We start from the raw sequence: 15316 nt of genomic DNA, 5'->3' as shown, positions 1-15316 counted from the left end.
GGAAAGCCCGGTCGCGATGCGCGCGCCGATGATCACAGACTCAACAACGACTTATTGAGGAGCTGAAGTGTTCGCCTGGTGGGGTCGAACGGTGTACCAGTACCGATACATCGTCATCGGTGTCATGGTCGCACTGTGCCTGGGCGGCGGCGTCTACGGGTCCTCGTTGGGCGCCCACGTCACCCAGAGCGGTTTCTTTGATGAGGGCAGTCAGTCGGTCAAGGCTTCGGTGCTCGGCGACGAGGTGTACGGGCGTGACCGTCTCAGCCATGTCGTAGCCATCCTGACGCCCCCGGACGGTAAGAAGGTGACCGATCCGGCCTGGCAGAAGGAAGTCACCGGCGAGCTCAACAAGGTCGTCGACGAGAACAAGGACCAGATAGTCAGCTGGGTCGGCTGGCTGCGCGCACCCGACAGCACGTCCGAAACCGTGCAGCAGATGAAGACAGAAGATGGCTCGAAAACCTTCGTCGCCATTCCGCTTCAAGGTGACAACGACGACACCATCCTGAAGAACTACCAGGCAGTCGAACCGGCGCTGCGCCAGATCAACGACGGCAATATCCAGCTCGCCGGCCTCAACCCCATCGCCAGCGAGCTCACCGGAACCATCGCCACCGACCAGAAACGCGCCGAGCTCGCCATCGTTCCTCTTGTGGCCGTGGTGCTGTTCTTCGTCTTCGGCGGTGCCGTCGCGGCCGCCTTGCCCGCGATCATCGGCGGCCTCACGATCGGCGGCGCGCTCGGCATCCTGCGGTTCACCGCCGACTTCATGGACGTGCACTTCTTCGCCCAGCCCGTCGTGACGATGATGGGGTTCGGCATCGCCATCGACTACGGACTTTTCATCGTCAGTCGCTTCCGAGAGGAACTCGCCGAAGGCTACGACGTGGAGGCCTCGGTGCGGCGGGCGGTGATGACCTCAGGCCGCACTGTGGCGTTCTCTGCGGTGATCATCGTGGCGTCGTCGCTTCCCCTGCTGCTCATCCCGCTGGGCTTCCTCAAGTCGATCACCTACGCGATCATCGCGTCGGTGCTGCTGGCGGCCTTCCTGTCGATCACCGTGCTGCCCGCGACCCTCGGGATCCTGGGCTCCAACGTGGACGCGCTCGGGGTGCGGACACTGCTGCGGGTGCCGTTCTTCCGCAACTGGAAGCCGATGCGCGTCTACCTCGAGTGGCTGGCCGAGAAAACCCAGAAGACCAAGACCCGGGAAGAAGTCGAAAAGGGCTTCTGGGGCAGGCTGGTCAACGTCGTGATGAAGCGGCCCATCGCGTTCGCGGCGCCGATCCTGGTCGTGATGATCCTGTTGGTGATCCCGCTCGGACAGCTCGCCCTCGGCGGGTACAGCGAGAAATACCTGCCACCGGACAACCCGGTGCGGATGGCACAGGCGCAGTTCGACAAGGACTTCCCCACGTACCGCACCGAGCCGCTGACCCTGGTGATCCAGAGCGACAACGGGCAGCCCGTCACCGATCAGCAGGTCGCGGACTTGCGGGCCAAGGCGGAGACGGTTCCCGGTTTCACCGACAGCGACGAGCCGTCGAAGATGTGGCAGGAACGGTCCGTCCAAGAAGGTGGCAGCAAGGATCCGTCGGTGCGGGTTCTGCAGAACGGTCTGGTCAACAGCGCTGATGCCCCTGCGAAGATCGACGCACTACGCGCGTTGTCGCCCCCGCGTGGCACGACAGTCTTGGTCGGCGGAACACAAGCGCTGGCACAGGACAGCATCCAGAGCCTGTTCGACAAGCTTCCGCTGATGGTGGTGGTGCTGATCCTGACCACGACAGTGCTGATGTTCCTGGCCTTCGGCTCGATCGTGCTGCCGATCAAGGCGGCGTTGATGAGCGCGCTCACCCTCGGCTCCACCATGGGCATCCTGACGTGGATGTTCGTCGAGGACGGCCATGGCTCCGGAATCCTGAACTACACCCCGCAGCCACTGATGGCGCCGATGATCGGACTGATCATCGCGGTGATCTGGGGCTTGTCCACCGACTACGAGGTGTTCCTGGTGTCCCGCATGGTCGAGGCGCGGGCGCGGGGCATGTCGACCGCGGAGTCGATCCGCATCGGTACCGCGACCACCGGCCGATTGATCACCGGCGCTGCGCTGGTGCTGGCCGTCGTCGTGGGCGCCTTCGCATTCTCCGACCTGGTGATGATGAAGTACCTGGCGTTCGGTCTGCTGATCGCCCTGCTGCTCGACGCGACGATCATCCGGATGTTCCTGGTGCCCGCGATCATGAAGCTGCTCGGCGACGATTGCTGGTGGGCGCCGCGCTGGATGAAGCGGGTCCAGGAGAAGATGGGCCTGGGCGAGACCGAGCTGCCCGACGAGCGCAAACGCCCGTCGGTGCGCGAGCCCGCACCCGCCGAGGCACTCGTCGGCGCCGGCGCACCGGTGTCCGCGCCGTCGCGTCCGATGCCGCCGCACGATCCCGGCCACCCCGCTCCCGACCGGGCGGGTGTGACGACCCGCATCGCCACCGCACCGCGCCCCGGCGGACCGTCAGGTGCCGGCACCACACGGCTGCCGGGACCGCCGCCGCGTCCGCCGGTGCCGGACTCCGAGCCGCAGACCACCCGTCTGTCGGTGGCCAAGAACGCCGTCCGCAGCGCGGTCAGCAGCGCCGCTGACGCGGTCACCCAGCGGGGACAACAGCGTCCCGCCGGGCCGTCGACCCCGCCTGCACGCGACGACCGCGAGATCGAGTCGTGGCTCGGTGATCTGCGGGGTTCGGGCGGCGCGCCCGCCGCCCCCGCGGCCGCACCGCGCCCGTCCGGCGAGCCGACCCGGGGAATGCCCGATCCCGGTGCCGCCGATGCGACGACGGCGATCCCGGCGCAGCGTCCCGATGAAGGTCCCAGGGATGAGGACGACGCCACCCGCGCGATCCCGACTGCCCGCGCGTCGGATGCGGACACGGCCACCGAGAAGCTGAACACCCGACCCGAGGGCGACGCACCCCGGCGCGGCGGAGGCGGATTGAGCGCGCAGGAGCTGCTGCGTCGCGAAGGCCGCCTGTAGGCGCTAGTGCTCGGCCTCGTCTGATTCGACGTCGTCTGATTCGACGTCGTCTGATTCGACGCTGTCGGGTTCGGCGCTGAGCACCGGCCCGTCGTCTGCCTGGGCGGCGGCCTCCGCCTCGGCGGGATCGTCGGCGACGAGCACGCGGATCGCGCTGTTGAGGAACGCCAGCACCGGGACCGCGAGCAGCGCACCGACGATGCCGGCGAGCACGCCGCCGCCGGCGATCGCGAGCACGACAGCCAGCGGGTGGATCGACACGGCACGGCCCATCACCAGCGGCTGCAGCACGTGGCCTTCCAGCTGCTGGACGGCGAGGATCAGACCGAGGGTGATCAGTGCGTAGATCAGGCCCTTCGTCAGCAGCGCGACGATCACCGCGAGGAAGCCGGTGATCACGGCGCCGACCAGCGGGATGAACGCGCCCAGGAACACCAGTGATGCCAGCGGCAACGCCAGCGGCACCCCCATGATCGCCAACCCGACCCCGATGCCGAGCGCGTCGACCAGCGCGACGAGGAACGTGGCCCGGACGTACCCGATCAGTGAATGGAAGCCCGCACGGCCCGCGTCGCGAATCCGCGTGCGAGTACCGGTCGGGAAGATCCGGGTGACGAACTCGAAGATGTTGCGGCCGCCGTGCAGCAGGAAGATCAGCGTGAACAGCACCAGCAGCGCGCCGGTGAGGATCTCGGTGATGGTGCCCGCGGTGGACAGCGCGCCGCTGGTCACCTTCTCCTGGTTGTTGCGCAGCGCCTCGATCGCCGCGTTGCCCGCGTTGTCGATCTGCTCGCGGCTCAAGCCAAGGGGACCGTCGATCAACCAGCGACGCACCCCGTCGATGCTGCGGGTGACCTGGTCGACCAGCGCCGGGGCGCCCTCGATGAACTGGCTGACGACGAAGCTGAGGAGACCTCCGACGAGCGCCATGCCGCCGAGCAGGATCAGCGCCACCGCGCCACCGCGCGGAGCCCCCCTGCGGTCCAGGAAGTCCACCGCGGGCATCAGCAGCGCAGCGGCCAGAGTGGCCAGCGCCACGGGGACGATGATGACCTCGACCTGCACCACCACCCACAGCGCCGCGAATACGGCACCGAAGATGACGAGCAGGCGCCACGCCCACGCGGCACCCTTGCGGACCAGCGGGCTGACCGACTCGTCGGCGGATGGGTCCACAAACGGACGCGCAGACATTCCGGTAGCGTAACGGCACTTTCCGCTGCGGCTTCGCTGCTCGGGTCCGGGCGGGTCAACGCCTTACCCTGTAGGGCGTGTCACACGACGCTCCCCCGGTGCAGCCGCAAGCGGCCGGCGCCGGCGCGGAGCGCCCCGCCCGGGGCAAGTACTGGTGGCTGCGATGGGTGCTCATCGCGGTCGCGATCATCGTGCTGACCGTCGAACTGGTGCTGGTGCGCGATCAGCTGGCCAAAGCGTGGAAGAGCCTGTACTCGGCGAACTGGTGGTGGGTCGGCGTCGCGGCCCTGGCGGCGATGGCGTCGATGCACAGCTTCGCCCAGATCCAGCGAACGCTGCTCGCCTCGGCCGGCGTGCGCGTCCATCAGTGGCGCAGCGAGGCTGCCTTCTACGCCGGCAACGCCCTGTCGACCACGATGCCGGGCGGCCCCGTGCTCTCGGCGACGTTCATCTACCGCCAGCAGCGGTTGTGGGGCGCGTCCCCGCTGGTGGCGTCGTGGCAGCTGGTCATGTCGGGTGTGCTGCAGGTGGTCGGTCTGGCGCTGCTCGGTCTCGGCGGCGCCTTCCTGCTCGGCGCCAGCAAGAACCCGTTGTCGCTGATCTTCTCGCTCGGCGGTTTCCTGGCGCTGGTGCTGTTGGCGCAGGCCGTGGCGACCCGCCCGGAGCTCATCGACGGCATCGGAGCCCGGGTGCTGAGCTGGTTCAACTCTCTGCGCGGCAGGCCCACCGACACCGGACTCACCAAGTGGCGGGAAATCCTGGAGCAGCTCGAGTCGGTGCAGCTGGGCCGCCGGGATCTGTCGACGGCGTTCAGCTGGTCGCTGTTCAACTGGATCGCCGACGTCGGCTGCCTGCTCGCCGCCTGCTACGCGACCGGAGGCCATCCGTCGCTCGCGGGCGTGACCGTGGCCTATGCCGCCGCGCGCGCGGTCGGATCCATCCCGCTGATGCCCGGCGGGCTACTGGTCGTGGAGGCGGTGCTGGTGCCCGGCCTGGTGTCGAGCGGCATGTCGCTGGCCTCGGCGATCTCGGCGATGCTGATCTACCGGCTGATCAGCTGGATCTTCATCGCCGCGATCGGGTGGGTGGTGTTCTTCTTCATGTTCCGCACCGAGAAGGACCTCGACAGCGACGTCCGCGCCGAGAACGAGACCGACACGGCTCCCCCGGCCGCCGTCGACCCGATCTGCCCGCAGTTCAGCCCCGATCCGGATGCGCCGCATCCGCCACCGCCCGAGGAGACCCAGCAGGCGTCATGACGTTCCCCAGAACCCTCGCCGTCCTGACGGTGGCTGCCGCCACTGTGTTCTCCTCGGCCTGCTCGCGGTCGCCGGCCCCCGACACCGCCAGCTCGACGTCGGCCCCGCCGCCGAGCTCGACGCCCACCTCGGCCGGCGCCGCCCCAGCCCCCGGCCCCGCCGAACCCTCGGTGCTCACCCCGGTGCTGGCCCAGGCGGTCGCCGAACCCATCCCGGTGCCCGCGACCGACGGCAAGACGCACCTGGTCTACGAACTCATGCTGACCAACACGCTCTCGCAAGAGGTGTCGCTGACCTCGCTGGACGTCCGCGCCGGCGTCCAGACCCTGCTGACGCTGCCCGCCGACCAGCTCACCGCAGCCACCCGGTTGGCCGGAATCCCCGCTCCCACAGGCGTTCTCGGGCCCGCTCAGACGGCACACGTGTGGCTGGACGTCGCGCTGCCCGCCGGTACCCCGGCACCGGAGCGCCTCGTCCACGAGCTCGGCGTCTCGGTGCGACAGCCGCAGCCGCCGCTGATCCCGGCCGCGATGGTCGAAGAGGTGGCGCCGGTGGCCGTGCAGAAGCGGACCCCGATCACCATCTCGCCGCCGCTGTCGGGGCCCAACTGGCTCGACGGGGACGGCTGCTGCGGCATCTCCGGGCATCGCGGTGCGCTCAACCCGATCAACGGAAAGACCTGGGCCGCAGAACGATTCGCGATCGACTACCTGCAGCTGATGCCCGACGGCAAGCTGTTCACCGGCGCGCCGTCGGACCTCGGCAGCTACCCGTACTACGGCACCGACGTGCACGCCGTCGCCGACGGGCCGGTGGTCGCGGTGGTCGACGGGATGGCGGAGGAGACGCCGGGCGCCGCGCCCGTGGGACTGACGCTGAACCAGTACCCGGGCAACCACGTCGTGCAGGACCTCGGCGGCGGCAACTACGCGCTCTACGCCCACCTGCAGACGGGCAGCATCACGGTCAAACCCGGCGACCGCCTCACCGCCGGGCAGCCGCTGGCCCATCTGGGCAACACCGGCAACACCGACGCCCCGCACCTGCACTTCCACGTGATGAGCACACCGGACCCGTTGCGTTCGGACGGTCTGCCGTTCGTGTTCTCGTCGTTCGACCTGCAGGGCAGGGTGCCCGACTCGCAGGACGCGCTGACCGCGGGGCGCCCGGTGCCGCTGCCGCCCGCCGCTGACGTGAAGCCGCAACGCGATGTCATGCCGCTGCAGGACGACCTGATGACCTATGCGGACCGGTAGCCGCGCACCGGCAGCGCTGGCCGCCGACGTGGTGTGCGTAATGGTGTTCTGCGCGATCGGGCGCCGCAGTCACGCCGAGGGGGTGACCGTGGCGGGGGTGGCGGAGACGGCGTGGCCGTTCCTGGCCGGCACGTCGCTCGGCTGGCTGCTCGCCCGCGCGTGGCGGCGCCCGGTGGCGCTGCTGCCGACGGGTGTCGCGGTGTGGGTCGCGACCGTCGTGGTCGGAATGCTGCTGCGCAAGGTCAGCGGGCAGGGCACTGCGGCCAGCTTCATCGTCGTCGCCACACTCACCACCGCGGCTCTGCTGCTCGGCTGGCGGGCGATCGCTCGATCAGTCCTCTGAATCGTCCTGCGGCACAGGCTCTGTCGACACCGTGAGGGTGGCGCGTAGACCACCGAGGGGACCGTCGGACAGCTCGATGGCGCCGCCGTGCAGGGCGGCCTGCTGCGCGACGAGCGCCAGCCCCAGACCCGAGCCACCCGGAGAGGCGTTGCTGCCACGGGAGAAGCGTCCCAGCACGGTCTCGTGCTCGTCGACGGGCAGCCCGCGTCCGTTGTCGTCGACCACGATCGTCAGCAGATTGTCGCGCCGGTAGGCGGCCAGCACGATCCGGGTGGCCTGGCCGTGGGTGATCGCGTTGCGCACCAGGTTGTCGACCGCCAGCCGCAGCCCGCCCGGCCAGCCGAGAATGAAGCCCAGGGTGTCGGCGGCGTGCACCTCGATCGTGACGTCGCGGTTGACCCGCATGTTCTCCCGGGCCACCCGGTCGAGCATGTCCGTCACGTCGATCACTTCGCGGTCCTCGGCCTGGGCCAGTTGGCCGGACGCCAGCTGGCCCAGCGCGGTGATGATGCCTTCCACCCGGCGCTGGGCGCGCGACAGGTCGCCCACCACCTCGGCGCGCTCCTCGGCAGGGAGGTCGTGGATGCGCAGCGTGTCCAGGTCCGCGCGCATCGCGGTCAACGGGGTGCGCAGTTCATGGGCGGCGTTGGCGGCGAAGTCCTGTGCGGCCTGCAGCGAATTCGTGGTGGCGCGCTGCGCCGCGGCGAGGCGGTTGAGCATCGCGCTCATCGCCTCGGACAGATCTTCGGCCTCGCGTACCCCACGCACCGCCGGGATGCTCTCCGAACCCTTGCCCAGCTGCTTGGTGTGTTCGGTGAGTCGGCGCAGCGGCCGGATCGCGGGTCCGGCCAGAAGCCACCCCAGCCCGGCGGCGATCAGCACGGTCACCACACCGACCGCGATGTAGAGCGGCACCCGGGCCCGGTTGAGCAGGATGCTGTCAGCACGGATGCCGATCGACATCAGGACGCCGCCGTTCTGGTCGACCGGCAGCGTGCGGACCCGGTACTCGACCCCGTTGACCGTGACGGTCTCGGTGCCGGGAGCCAATGCGGGAAGCTGGAAGCCGCGCTGATAGACCACCTGCCCCGAGGACCGCGACCGGCCCGTCTGCAGCACGCCGCGCCGCTGATCGGTCAGCTGCTCGGGATACACGCTGGCGTCGACGATCGCATCGAGCCGGCGATCGAGCTGCGCGGCGTCGTTGTTGGCCAGCACGAGCGAGGTCAGAATCGTGAACGCCGCCACGACCGCGGCCGCCGCTGCGGCCGACGCGATGGCGACCCGGGTGCGCAGCGAGGCGGAGCGGAAGGCGCGTGGAAGCCTCACCGTGTGCCCGGGAGCAGGCTTCTCACGGCTCCTCCCGCAGCACGTAACCGATGCCGCGCACGGTGTGGATGACGCGTGGAAGGCCGTCACGCTCGAGCTTGCGCCGCAGATAGGACACGAACACGTCGGCGACGTTGGTGTCGACGTCGAAGTCGTAGCCCCACACCAGCTCCAGCAGTCGCTGCCGGCTCAGCACCACGCCGGCGTTCTCGGCCAACGCGGCGAGCAGGTCGAACTCCCGCTTGGTCAGCTCGACACGCTCCCCGGCGACGAACACCAGCCGCCGCGACGTGTCGATGGTCAGCGAACCGACCGTCATCGTGTCCGACATCGGATCGGAGTGATGCGCACGCCGCAGCAGCGCGTGCAGCCGCGCCACCAGTTCACCCAGATCGAACGGTTTGGTCAGGTAGTCGTCGGCGCCGGCCTCCAGGCCCGCGATGCGGTCGTTGACGGTGTCGCGCGCCGACAGCACACAGATCGGGATGTCGTTGCCGAGCGCGCGCAACGCCGTCACCACCGCGACCCCGTCGAGCTCGGGCATCTGGACGTCGAGCACCAGCGCGTCGTGCGACTCACTCGACAACAGCCGCAGTGCTTCCTTGCCCGTCGCCGCGACCCTGACGTCGAACCCGGAATGGCGCAGACCGCGCGCCACCGACGTCCGGACATCCGGATCGTCATCCACCATCAGCACCGTCCGACCCGCGCCGTCCTGGGCGGACAGCTCCCCTCCACGGGTGGGCGAAGCGTCCACCCTGTCTCGCATGGCGCCTACGGGAACAGCGGTCCGTTGGTGTCACGCTCCGAGAAGCCACACCGGTTCTTGATGTCGATCAGCGGCTGACGGATAGCCGTCATCTCGGCTTTGACCTGGGGGTTGGCGTTCATGTAGTCGACCACCTTGGGCCGCAGCTCCTCCATCGGCAGGCCCTGCAGGCCCGAGAAGAAATCGTTGACCTGCGGGTGGGTGAACAGGTACGCCGAGGTCGACGCCGAGACGCCGGAGGCGACTCCGGAGAAGTCCGCCGCGGTGCAGTTCGGCGGCAACGCAGGCTGCGCGGACGCCATCGGCATCGCACAGAACAACGAGGCGCCGGCGACCGCGCCCGCGCCCAGAGCGCCGGCAACGGCGCGGCGCAGGATGGGACCCGAGATCAACATGAAGTCTCCTTCAGCTTTAGGTGAGAGCCGGCTCCTGTCGGGCCGGTCTGCAGACCATCCTAGGAAGCTAAGCAGACCGGTAGCCGACTTTCCTGCCGAGCAATTAACGGATGGTGAGAAAAACCCTCAGCGCAGAGGGGTCGCCGCGACATCTCCGGAGTCGTCTCCCGGCGCGGCGGGGGCGGCCTCGGCGGTCCCGGCGCCCATGCTCGTGGCGGCCGGGGAGGCTGCTGCAGCGGCTCCCGGCGAGACCGCCTGCACCAGCCCCAGCATCTGCGGCAACGTCACCGGCAACTGACACCGGGCCGCCAGGGACACCAGCGGCTGCTGCAGGCGCTGCAGGTCCGCTTGCACGAGCGGGTTCGCGTCGAAGTAGGACTTGAACGCGCCGAGCGACTGGGCCCCGCCCTGCTGCTTGGCGATCAGCGTCAGCGCCTGGTTCGTCTGCGGATGGGTCTCCAGGTACGTACCGGTGTTCGTGGCCACTGCACCTGCGGTCTTGGCGACCTCGCTGGCAGCGCACGGGTCCGGCGCGGCCTGCCCGGCGGGCGCCGCCGGACCGAGGATCACCACCGCCGCGCCACCCAGGGCGGCGAGCGCCACAGCGGCGGCGCCGGCCCGGCGCGTGGTGAATGTCGAGCGTGCAAACATGGCGAACTCCTTACGGCCTGCGCGCGCCTGACGGCCGCGCACGCCTTCCTACGGTCAACAGCAAAGTTCCCCGACCGACGGACAACATCTGGCCCACGTCGAGGTCATCGTGCCATCACCGGCGCCGGGCGCCCAATCGAGCGCGTCGGCGGGAAGGTATTAGAGCTGCATGAGGCATCTCTGGCAGGAGTGTTCGCGCAGGTCCCCTCACAACTGACTGCTGTACCCTTTCGCTACGAAAGGCCGGGGAGAAAGTGGGGACGTCCCATCCAGCAGTTCATGATGCGCGTGAGCAGCAACCTGCGCAGATTCCGCTGGGCGGTCTTCGCGGTGTGGCTGCTGCTTCTCGTCCCCTCGATCTACCTGGCGATGAACCAGTCGGGCAACCTGACCGGCGGCGGTTTCGAGGTCGAGGGTTCGCAGTCGCTGTACGTGCAGCGTCAGCTCGAAGCACAGTTCCCCGATCAGGGCGCATCCCCGTTGGCGCTGGTCGCCGCACCCCGTCCGGACGCGTCGTTCGATGACATGAACGCCGCGGTGGCCTACCTGGAGAAGATCGCCGCCGAGGTGCCCAGCGTCATGGTCATGCCCAATCCGGGCCAGCCGCCCCCTGCGCCTGACCGGCCGTATGTGATCACGCTGCAACTCGGGTTCGAGAACACCGGTGCGGTCGACATCGCCAAACAGCTGCGCCAGAAGGTCGGCATCGACGGGGACGACCCGGGCCAGACCGCGGACGGCAAGGTGCGCTTCTACGTCATCGGGCAGGGTGCGCTCGGTGCGGCGGCGACGCTGGCCACCAAACACGACATCGCCCAGGCCGAGCGATGGAATCTGCCGATCGTGCTGATCGTGCTGCTGGCGGTGTTCGGCTCCTTCGCCGCCGCCGCGATGCCGCTGCTGCTGGGTGTGTGCACGGTGGCGGTCACGATGGGCCTGGTCTATTGGCTGTCGATGTACACCACTATGTCGGTGTTCGTGACATCGACGGTGTCGATGTTCGGCATCGCCGTGGCCATCGACTACTCCCTGTTCATCCTGATGCGCTTCCGCGAGGAACTACGCGCGGGCCGCGAACCCCAGGACGCCGCCGACGCCGCGATGGCGACCTCGGGTCTGGCGGTGGTGCTGTCGGGTCTGACGGTGATCGCGTCGGTCACCGGCATCTACCTGATCAACACTCCGGTGCTGCGGTCGATGGCCACGGGCGCCATCCTCGCTGTCGCGGTCGCCGTGCTGACGTCGACGACGCTGACCCCTGCGGTGCTCGCCACGTTCGGCCGCCGCGCCGCGCGACGCTCGTCGTACCTGCACTGGGGTCGCGGCATCGAGGCGACGCAGTCGAAGTTCTGGACCCGCTGGACCGGAGGGGTGATGCGCCGGCCGTGGGTGTCGGCGCTGTGCGCGGCGGCGCTGCTGCTGGCCTTCGCCGCACCGGCGTTCTCGATGGCGCTCGGCAACAGCATGCAGCGGCAGTTCGACCCGACCCACGAGATTCGCGGCGGCGTGAACGCGGCGGCAGAAGCGCTGGGCCCGGGCGCACTCGGCCCGGTCCGCGTACTGGTGACCTTCCCGGAGGGCAACGCCGCGTCGGCGCCCGCCAAACAACCGTTGCTCGACGCCATCCGGCAGCGGATGGCCCAGGCGCCCAACACCGTCTCGGTGTCGCCCGCGGTGTTCGGCACCGACTACCGCAGCGCCCTGCTGTCGGCGGTGCTCTCGGTCGACCCCGAGGACATGGGGGCGCGCGAGACAGTCGACTGGATGCGGGAGCAGTTACCCCCGGTCGCCGGCACCGGTGCACAGATCTCGGTCGGCGGGCCCACGGCGCTGATCAAGGACTTCGACGATCGCGTCGCCGCGATCCAGCCGGCGGTGTTCGCGTTCGTGGCGTTCATCGCGTTCGTGATGTTGCTGGTGTCGATTCGCTCGGTGTTCCTGGCGCTCAAGGGCGTGGTGATGACGGTCCTGTCGGTGGCCGCCGCCTATGGCAGCCTGGTGGTGGTCTTCCAGTGGGGCTGGCTGTCCGACCTGGGCTTCAAGCAGATCTCGTCGCTGGACAGCACGATCCCGCCGCTGGTGCTCGCGCTGACCTTCGGCCTGTCGATGGATTACGAGATCTTTCTGCTCACCCGGATTCGGGAGCGGTTCCTGCAGACCGGGAACACCCGCGACGCCGTCGCGTACGGGGTGTCCACCAGTGCCCGCACCATCACCAGCGCCGCACTGATCATGATCGCGGTGTTCATCGGGTTCGCGTTCGCCGGTATGCCGCTGGTGGCCCAGCTCGGGGTGGCCTGCGCGGTCGCGATCGCGGTGGACGCCACGGTGGTGCGGCTGGTGCTGGTACCTGCGCTGATGGCGATGTTCGACGAGTGGAACTGGTGGCTGCCGCGGTGGCTGGACCGGGTGCTGCCGTCGGTGGACTTCGAGAAGCCGCTACCCAAGGCCGACATCGGCGACCTCATCATCATCCCCGACGACATCTCCGCGCTCGCGCCATCGGGAGCTGATCTGCGGACCGTCGTCAAATCCGCGGCGAAGCTGAAAAGTCTTGCACCGCAAGCTATTACGGTTGCCGACCCGCTGGCGTTCAGCGGGTGCCAACCGTGCGGCAAGTTGGTGCCGGGACGGCTGAAGACCGAGGGTCGGGTGCCCGCCACGATCAGCAACCGCGCGCACGGCAAGACCGTCGCGGTGAAACTCCCCAAGCATCCGGTCACGATGTGGCGGGGGCGCCTCGACGTCGCACTCGACGCGTTGGCCATCGAGAGGGCCGCAGAGAGGGCCATCGCGGAGGATCACGGCCCCACCCCGCTCGAGCGCACCAGCCCGATGGAGACCACCAACGTGCTGCTGCCCACCGGAGACCGGCTGCAGATCCCCACCGGCGCCGAGACGCTGCGCCTGAAGAGCTTCCTGATCATGGAGCGCAACAGCGCCCGCGACTACTCGGAGTTCGCCGAACTGGTCACCTCGATGGACACGCAGACCGCGGCGGAAGTGCTGACCGGCATGGACCGGTACTACTCTGGTCAACCGGCGCGCGAGCACTGGGTGGCCACCCAGCTGGTGCGTCGCCTGGCCGATCCCCGGCCTTCCGACGGGCCCGACATCGCGACGTCGGGGCCCGCCGCGGAGGCCGAGTGGGCCGGAGTCAGGCAGCGGTGCCTGTCGGTCGCGGTGGCGATGTTGGAGGAGGCGAGGTGACTGTGTCATCGGAAGCGCGGTCGTCGCCGGCTCCCCGCCCGCGCCCCGGCACGTCTCCCGATGACCGACCCGTCGAATTCTGGCCCACAGCTGCCATCCGGGCCGCGCTCGAACGCGACGACCTCGCCGTGTGGCAGCGCATCGTCGTGGCCATCAAGCGCGATCCCTACGGCCGCACGGCCCGTCAGGTCGAAGAGGTGCTCGAGACGGCCGAGCCCTACGGGGTGTCGAAGGCGATGTCGGAAGTGCTGGTGCGCACCCGGGAGCATCTCGAGGCCAACGAATGCGCCGAGGTGGGCCGCCACGTCCGGCTGCTGCTGGAGCGCTCGGGTCTGGGCGAGCAGGAGTTCGCGTCCAGGATCGGGGTGGCACCCACCGACTTCGCCGCCTATCTGGGCGGCACCGTCAGCCCGCCCGCGTCGCTGATGATCAGGATGGGCCGGCTGTCGGAGCGCTTCGCGAAGATGCGCAGCCAGCGCTCCTGAGCCCGCCGCGCCGCCCGCGGAAGCGCATTCCTGGTCGTGATCGGGCCGCGATCACAGCCCTGGCTTCTCGCTGGCATGAGCCCGTCGCGCCGCTAGCGGGAGTGCAACGGCGCGACGTCCTCCACCAGCCACCGGCCGTCGGTCTTGGACAACGACACCCGCAGCGCCAGCACCGCACTGTCGGTCGGCTTGCCCGGCGAGCTCTGCGTGCCGCGCAGCACCACGGCCACGCTGGCCGCCTCCGGACCGATGGCCTCCACACCCGCCGACACCGTGCTGGCCTGCGCTGACACGTTGCGCCCGCCCAGATCCTTGGCGATCGTGGCGAAGTCGGCCTTGAACCGCTCCGCGCTCTCCGGCGACATCATCTGCGTGGCCCGGTCGATCGACGCGGTCGGATCCTGCGGGGTGAACGTCGCCGACGCCTCGGCGACGCTGCTGGCGATGCCGGTCACCTCGACGCTGTCGGAGTTCAGCGTGCGGTCGGGCACCGTCCACTGCGTGTAGCCGACGACCGACGCAGCCACCAGCGCGGCGGCCGCGGTCCCGATGACCGCCAACCGCAGCCCCGGCCCGTCGTCGTCGGTGCCGACGGTGACGGCGTCGCGGCGGGCCAGCACGATGTTGACGATCACGCCCTGGACCACGAGAAGGCACAGCACCGAACACACCGACACCCACCACAGCGGCCAGTCCAGCGCCACGCCGATGTAGATCAACGCCGCGACGGCGGCCAGCGGGGCGAGTACGTCGAAGAGCGCGACGCGCAGCAGGTTCCTCATCGGATGGGCACCAGCCGGGAGATCAACAGTTTGCCGTCCACGTCGGAGACGTCGAGGCGTAGCGTCCACCGCACGGTCTGCGGCTTGTCGGTGCCGGCGTTCTCGCTGAGTGACGTGGCGACCACCAGCACCGTGTCGGTGCGGCTGGCGAACCCGGCCAGCTCGGGTGGCGGCGGAGCGGCCGGCATCCCGGGCTGCTCGTGGTAGACGCTCTCCAGCGCGACGGCGTTGATCTGCCCCGTGGTGCGGGACTTGAGCGTGCGGACCAGCTTCCGATACGGCTCGACGGTCTGCTCGAAGTCGGCGTTGAGCTGGCCGACGGTGCCGTCGTGCAGCGTGGTGAGGTCGGTGTCGACGGTGTCGGCCGTCATGTTGATGAGCACGCCGGTCCACTCGGCGGCGGCCTGCAGCACCCGGGTGCGGTAGGCGCGTTCGTCGGTCTCGCCGTGATGGCCGGTCCAGATCATCGCCGACAGGACCACCGCCGCGACGGCGACGACGGCCAGGACCGCCGAGGCGATGCCATAGCTTGTGACGGTGCGGTGCGGCGCCTGCTCGCCGTCGGACTCGGGTCCCGTCGTGGATCGGGGCTGGTCATCGGGCATGCCG

13 protein-coding genes are annotated in these 15316 nt (G+C 69.4%); 6 read left to right on the top strand and 7 right to left on the bottom strand.

Annotation, left to right across the window (positions count from 1 at the left end; translation table 11 throughout):
- The first annotated feature begins 67 nt into the window (after positions 1–67).
- Positions 68–3034: a trehalose monomycolate exporter MmpL3 gene (gene mmpL3, locus ACZYYX_RS04680; protein ID WP_463813264.1), complete on the top strand. Its 2967-nt coding sequence runs from the start codon at positions 68–70 to the stop codon at positions 3032–3034.
- Positions 3035–3037: 3 nt separating this feature from the next.
- On the opposite strand, the gene ACZYYX_RS04675 is transcribed toward mmpL3, so the two are convergent.
- Positions 3038–4228 carry an AI-2E family transporter gene (locus ACZYYX_RS04675; protein WP_463813263.1) on the bottom strand — a complete coding sequence of 397 codons (1191 nt, stop codon included), beginning with the start codon at positions 4226–4228 and terminating at the stop codon, positions 3038–3040.
- A 77-nt stretch (positions 4229–4305) separates the two neighbouring features.
- Here ACZYYX_RS04675 and ACZYYX_RS04670 point away from each other — a divergent pair, with 77 nt between their 5' ends.
- Genes ACZYYX_RS04670 through ACZYYX_RS04660 form a run of 3 tightly spaced genes read left to right on the top strand, consistent with a single transcriptional unit; the run spans position 4306 to position 7086 of the window.
- Positions 4306–5487 (top strand): lysylphosphatidylglycerol synthase transmembrane domain-containing protein, encoded by a 1182-nt coding sequence (locus tag ACZYYX_RS04670; RefSeq protein WP_463813262.1) that lies wholly within the window; start codon positions 4306–4308, stop codon positions 5485–5487.
- Positions 5484–6743, top strand: a complete 1260-nt coding sequence (locus ACZYYX_RS04665; RefSeq protein ID WP_463813261.1) for a M23 family metallopeptidase — start codon at positions 5484–5486, stop codon at positions 6741–6743. Before ACZYYX_RS04670 ends, ACZYYX_RS04665 begins: the two co-directional genes overlap by 4 nt.
- Entirely contained in the window at positions 6730–7086 is a 357-nt protein-coding gene (locus tag ACZYYX_RS04660) for a DUF3054 domain-containing protein (protein ID WP_463813260.1), read from the top strand. Before ACZYYX_RS04665 ends, ACZYYX_RS04660 begins: the two co-directional genes overlap by 14 nt.
- Here the strand turns inward: ACZYYX_RS04660 and ACZYYX_RS04655 are convergent.
- From ACZYYX_RS04655 to ACZYYX_RS04640, 4 genes are all read right to left on the bottom strand, one after another.
- The gene (locus ACZYYX_RS04655) at positions 7075–8415 is read right to left on the bottom strand and encodes a HAMP domain-containing sensor histidine kinase (RefSeq protein ID WP_463813258.1); all 1341 of its coding nucleotides are present in this window, start codon (positions 8413–8415) and stop codon (positions 7075–7077) included. The two genes, ACZYYX_RS04660 and ACZYYX_RS04655, sit on opposite strands and share 12 nt — an antisense overlap.
- 22 nt (positions 8416–8437) lie before the next feature.
- The gene (locus ACZYYX_RS04650; RefSeq protein ID WP_335331443.1) at positions 8438–9184 is read right to left on the bottom strand and encodes a response regulator transcription factor; all 747 of its coding nucleotides are present in this window, start codon (positions 9182–9184) and stop codon (positions 8438–8440) included.
- A gap of 5 nt (positions 9185–9189) precedes the next feature.
- Complete coding sequence (locus tag ACZYYX_RS04645) at positions 9190–9579, bottom strand: heme-binding protein (RefSeq protein WP_463813257.1); 390 nt, start codon at positions 9577–9579, stop codon at positions 9190–9192.
- A gap of 126 nt (positions 9580–9705) precedes the next feature.
- A complete protein-coding gene (locus ACZYYX_RS04640; RefSeq protein ID WP_463813255.1) occupies positions 9706–10230 on the bottom strand; it encodes a hemophore in 525 nt (174 codons plus the stop codon).
- A 279-nt stretch (positions 10231–10509) separates the two neighbouring features.
- Here ACZYYX_RS04640 and ACZYYX_RS04635 point away from each other — a divergent pair, with 279 nt between their 5' ends.
- Together ACZYYX_RS04635 and ACZYYX_RS04630 are read left to right on the top strand one after the other, a co-directional pair.
- Positions 10510–13440: an MMPL family transporter gene (locus tag ACZYYX_RS04635; RefSeq protein ID WP_463813254.1), complete on the top strand. Its 2931-nt coding sequence runs from the start codon at positions 10510–10512 to the stop codon at positions 13438–13440.
- A gap of 2 nt (positions 13441–13442) precedes the next feature.
- Positions 13443–13925: an XRE family transcriptional regulator gene (locus ACZYYX_RS04630; protein ID WP_463814801.1), complete on the top strand. Its 483-nt coding sequence runs from the start codon at positions 13443–13445 to the stop codon at positions 13923–13925.
- A gap of 92 nt (positions 13926–14017) precedes the next feature.
- Here the strand turns inward: ACZYYX_RS04630 and ACZYYX_RS04625 are convergent, their stop codons facing one another.
- Positions 14018–14707, bottom strand: coding sequence for a hypothetical protein (locus ACZYYX_RS04625; protein WP_463813253.1), 690 nt, complete (start codon positions 14705–14707; stop codon positions 14018–14020).
- The gene (locus tag ACZYYX_RS04620) at positions 14704–15312 is read right to left on the bottom strand and encodes a hypothetical protein (RefSeq protein ID WP_463813252.1); all 609 of its coding nucleotides are present in this window, start codon (positions 15310–15312) and stop codon (positions 14704–14706) included. The genes ACZYYX_RS04625 and ACZYYX_RS04620 overlap by 4 nt, the downstream gene beginning before the upstream one ends.
- Between the last annotated feature and the right edge of the window lie 4 nt (positions 15313–15316).

The organism is Mycobacterium sp. IDUB_1 (assembly GCF_055419625.1).
The sequence above is the reverse complement of the archived record's forward strand: the minus strand, read 5'-3'. Positions and strand labels throughout refer to the sequence as shown.

What these genes read in the sequence shown, in the direction of transcription:
- ACZYYX_RS04645 (WP_463813257.1), bottom strand. Translation starts at nt 9,579, where the DNA reads ATGTTGATCTCGGGTCCCATCCTGCGCCGCGCCGTTGCCGGCGCTCTG.
- ACZYYX_RS04640 (WP_463813255.1), bottom strand. Translation starts at nt 10,230, where the DNA reads ATGTTTGCACGCTCGACATTCACCACGCGCCGGGCCGGCGCCGCCGCT.
- ACZYYX_RS04675 (WP_463813263.1), bottom strand. Translation starts at nt 4,228, where the DNA reads ATGTCTGCGCGTCCGTTTGTGGACCCATCCGCCGACGAGTCGGTCAGC.
- ACZYYX_RS04665 (WP_463813261.1), top strand. Translation starts at nt 5,484, where the DNA reads ATGACGTTCCCCAGAACCCTCGCCGTCCTGACGGTGGCTGCCGCCACT.
- ACZYYX_RS04635 (WP_463813254.1), top strand. Translation starts at nt 10,510, where the DNA reads ATGATGCGCGTGAGCAGCAACCTGCGCAGATTCCGCTGGGCGGTCTTC.
- ACZYYX_RS04620 (WP_463813252.1), bottom strand. Translation starts at nt 15,312, where the DNA reads ATGCCCGATGACCAGCCCCGATCCACGACGGGACCCGAGTCCGACGGC.
- ACZYYX_RS04660 (WP_463813260.1), top strand. Translation starts at nt 6,730, where the DNA reads ATGCGGACCGGTAGCCGCGCACCGGCAGCGCTGGCCGCCGACGTGGTG.
- ACZYYX_RS04650 (WP_335331443.1), bottom strand. Translation starts at nt 9,184, where the DNA reads ATGCGAGACAGGGTGGACGCTTCGCCCACCCGTGGAGGGGAGCTGTCC.
- ACZYYX_RS04625 (WP_463813253.1), bottom strand. Translation starts at nt 14,707, where the DNA reads ATGAGGAACCTGCTGCGCGTCGCGCTCTTCGACGTACTCGCCCCGCTG.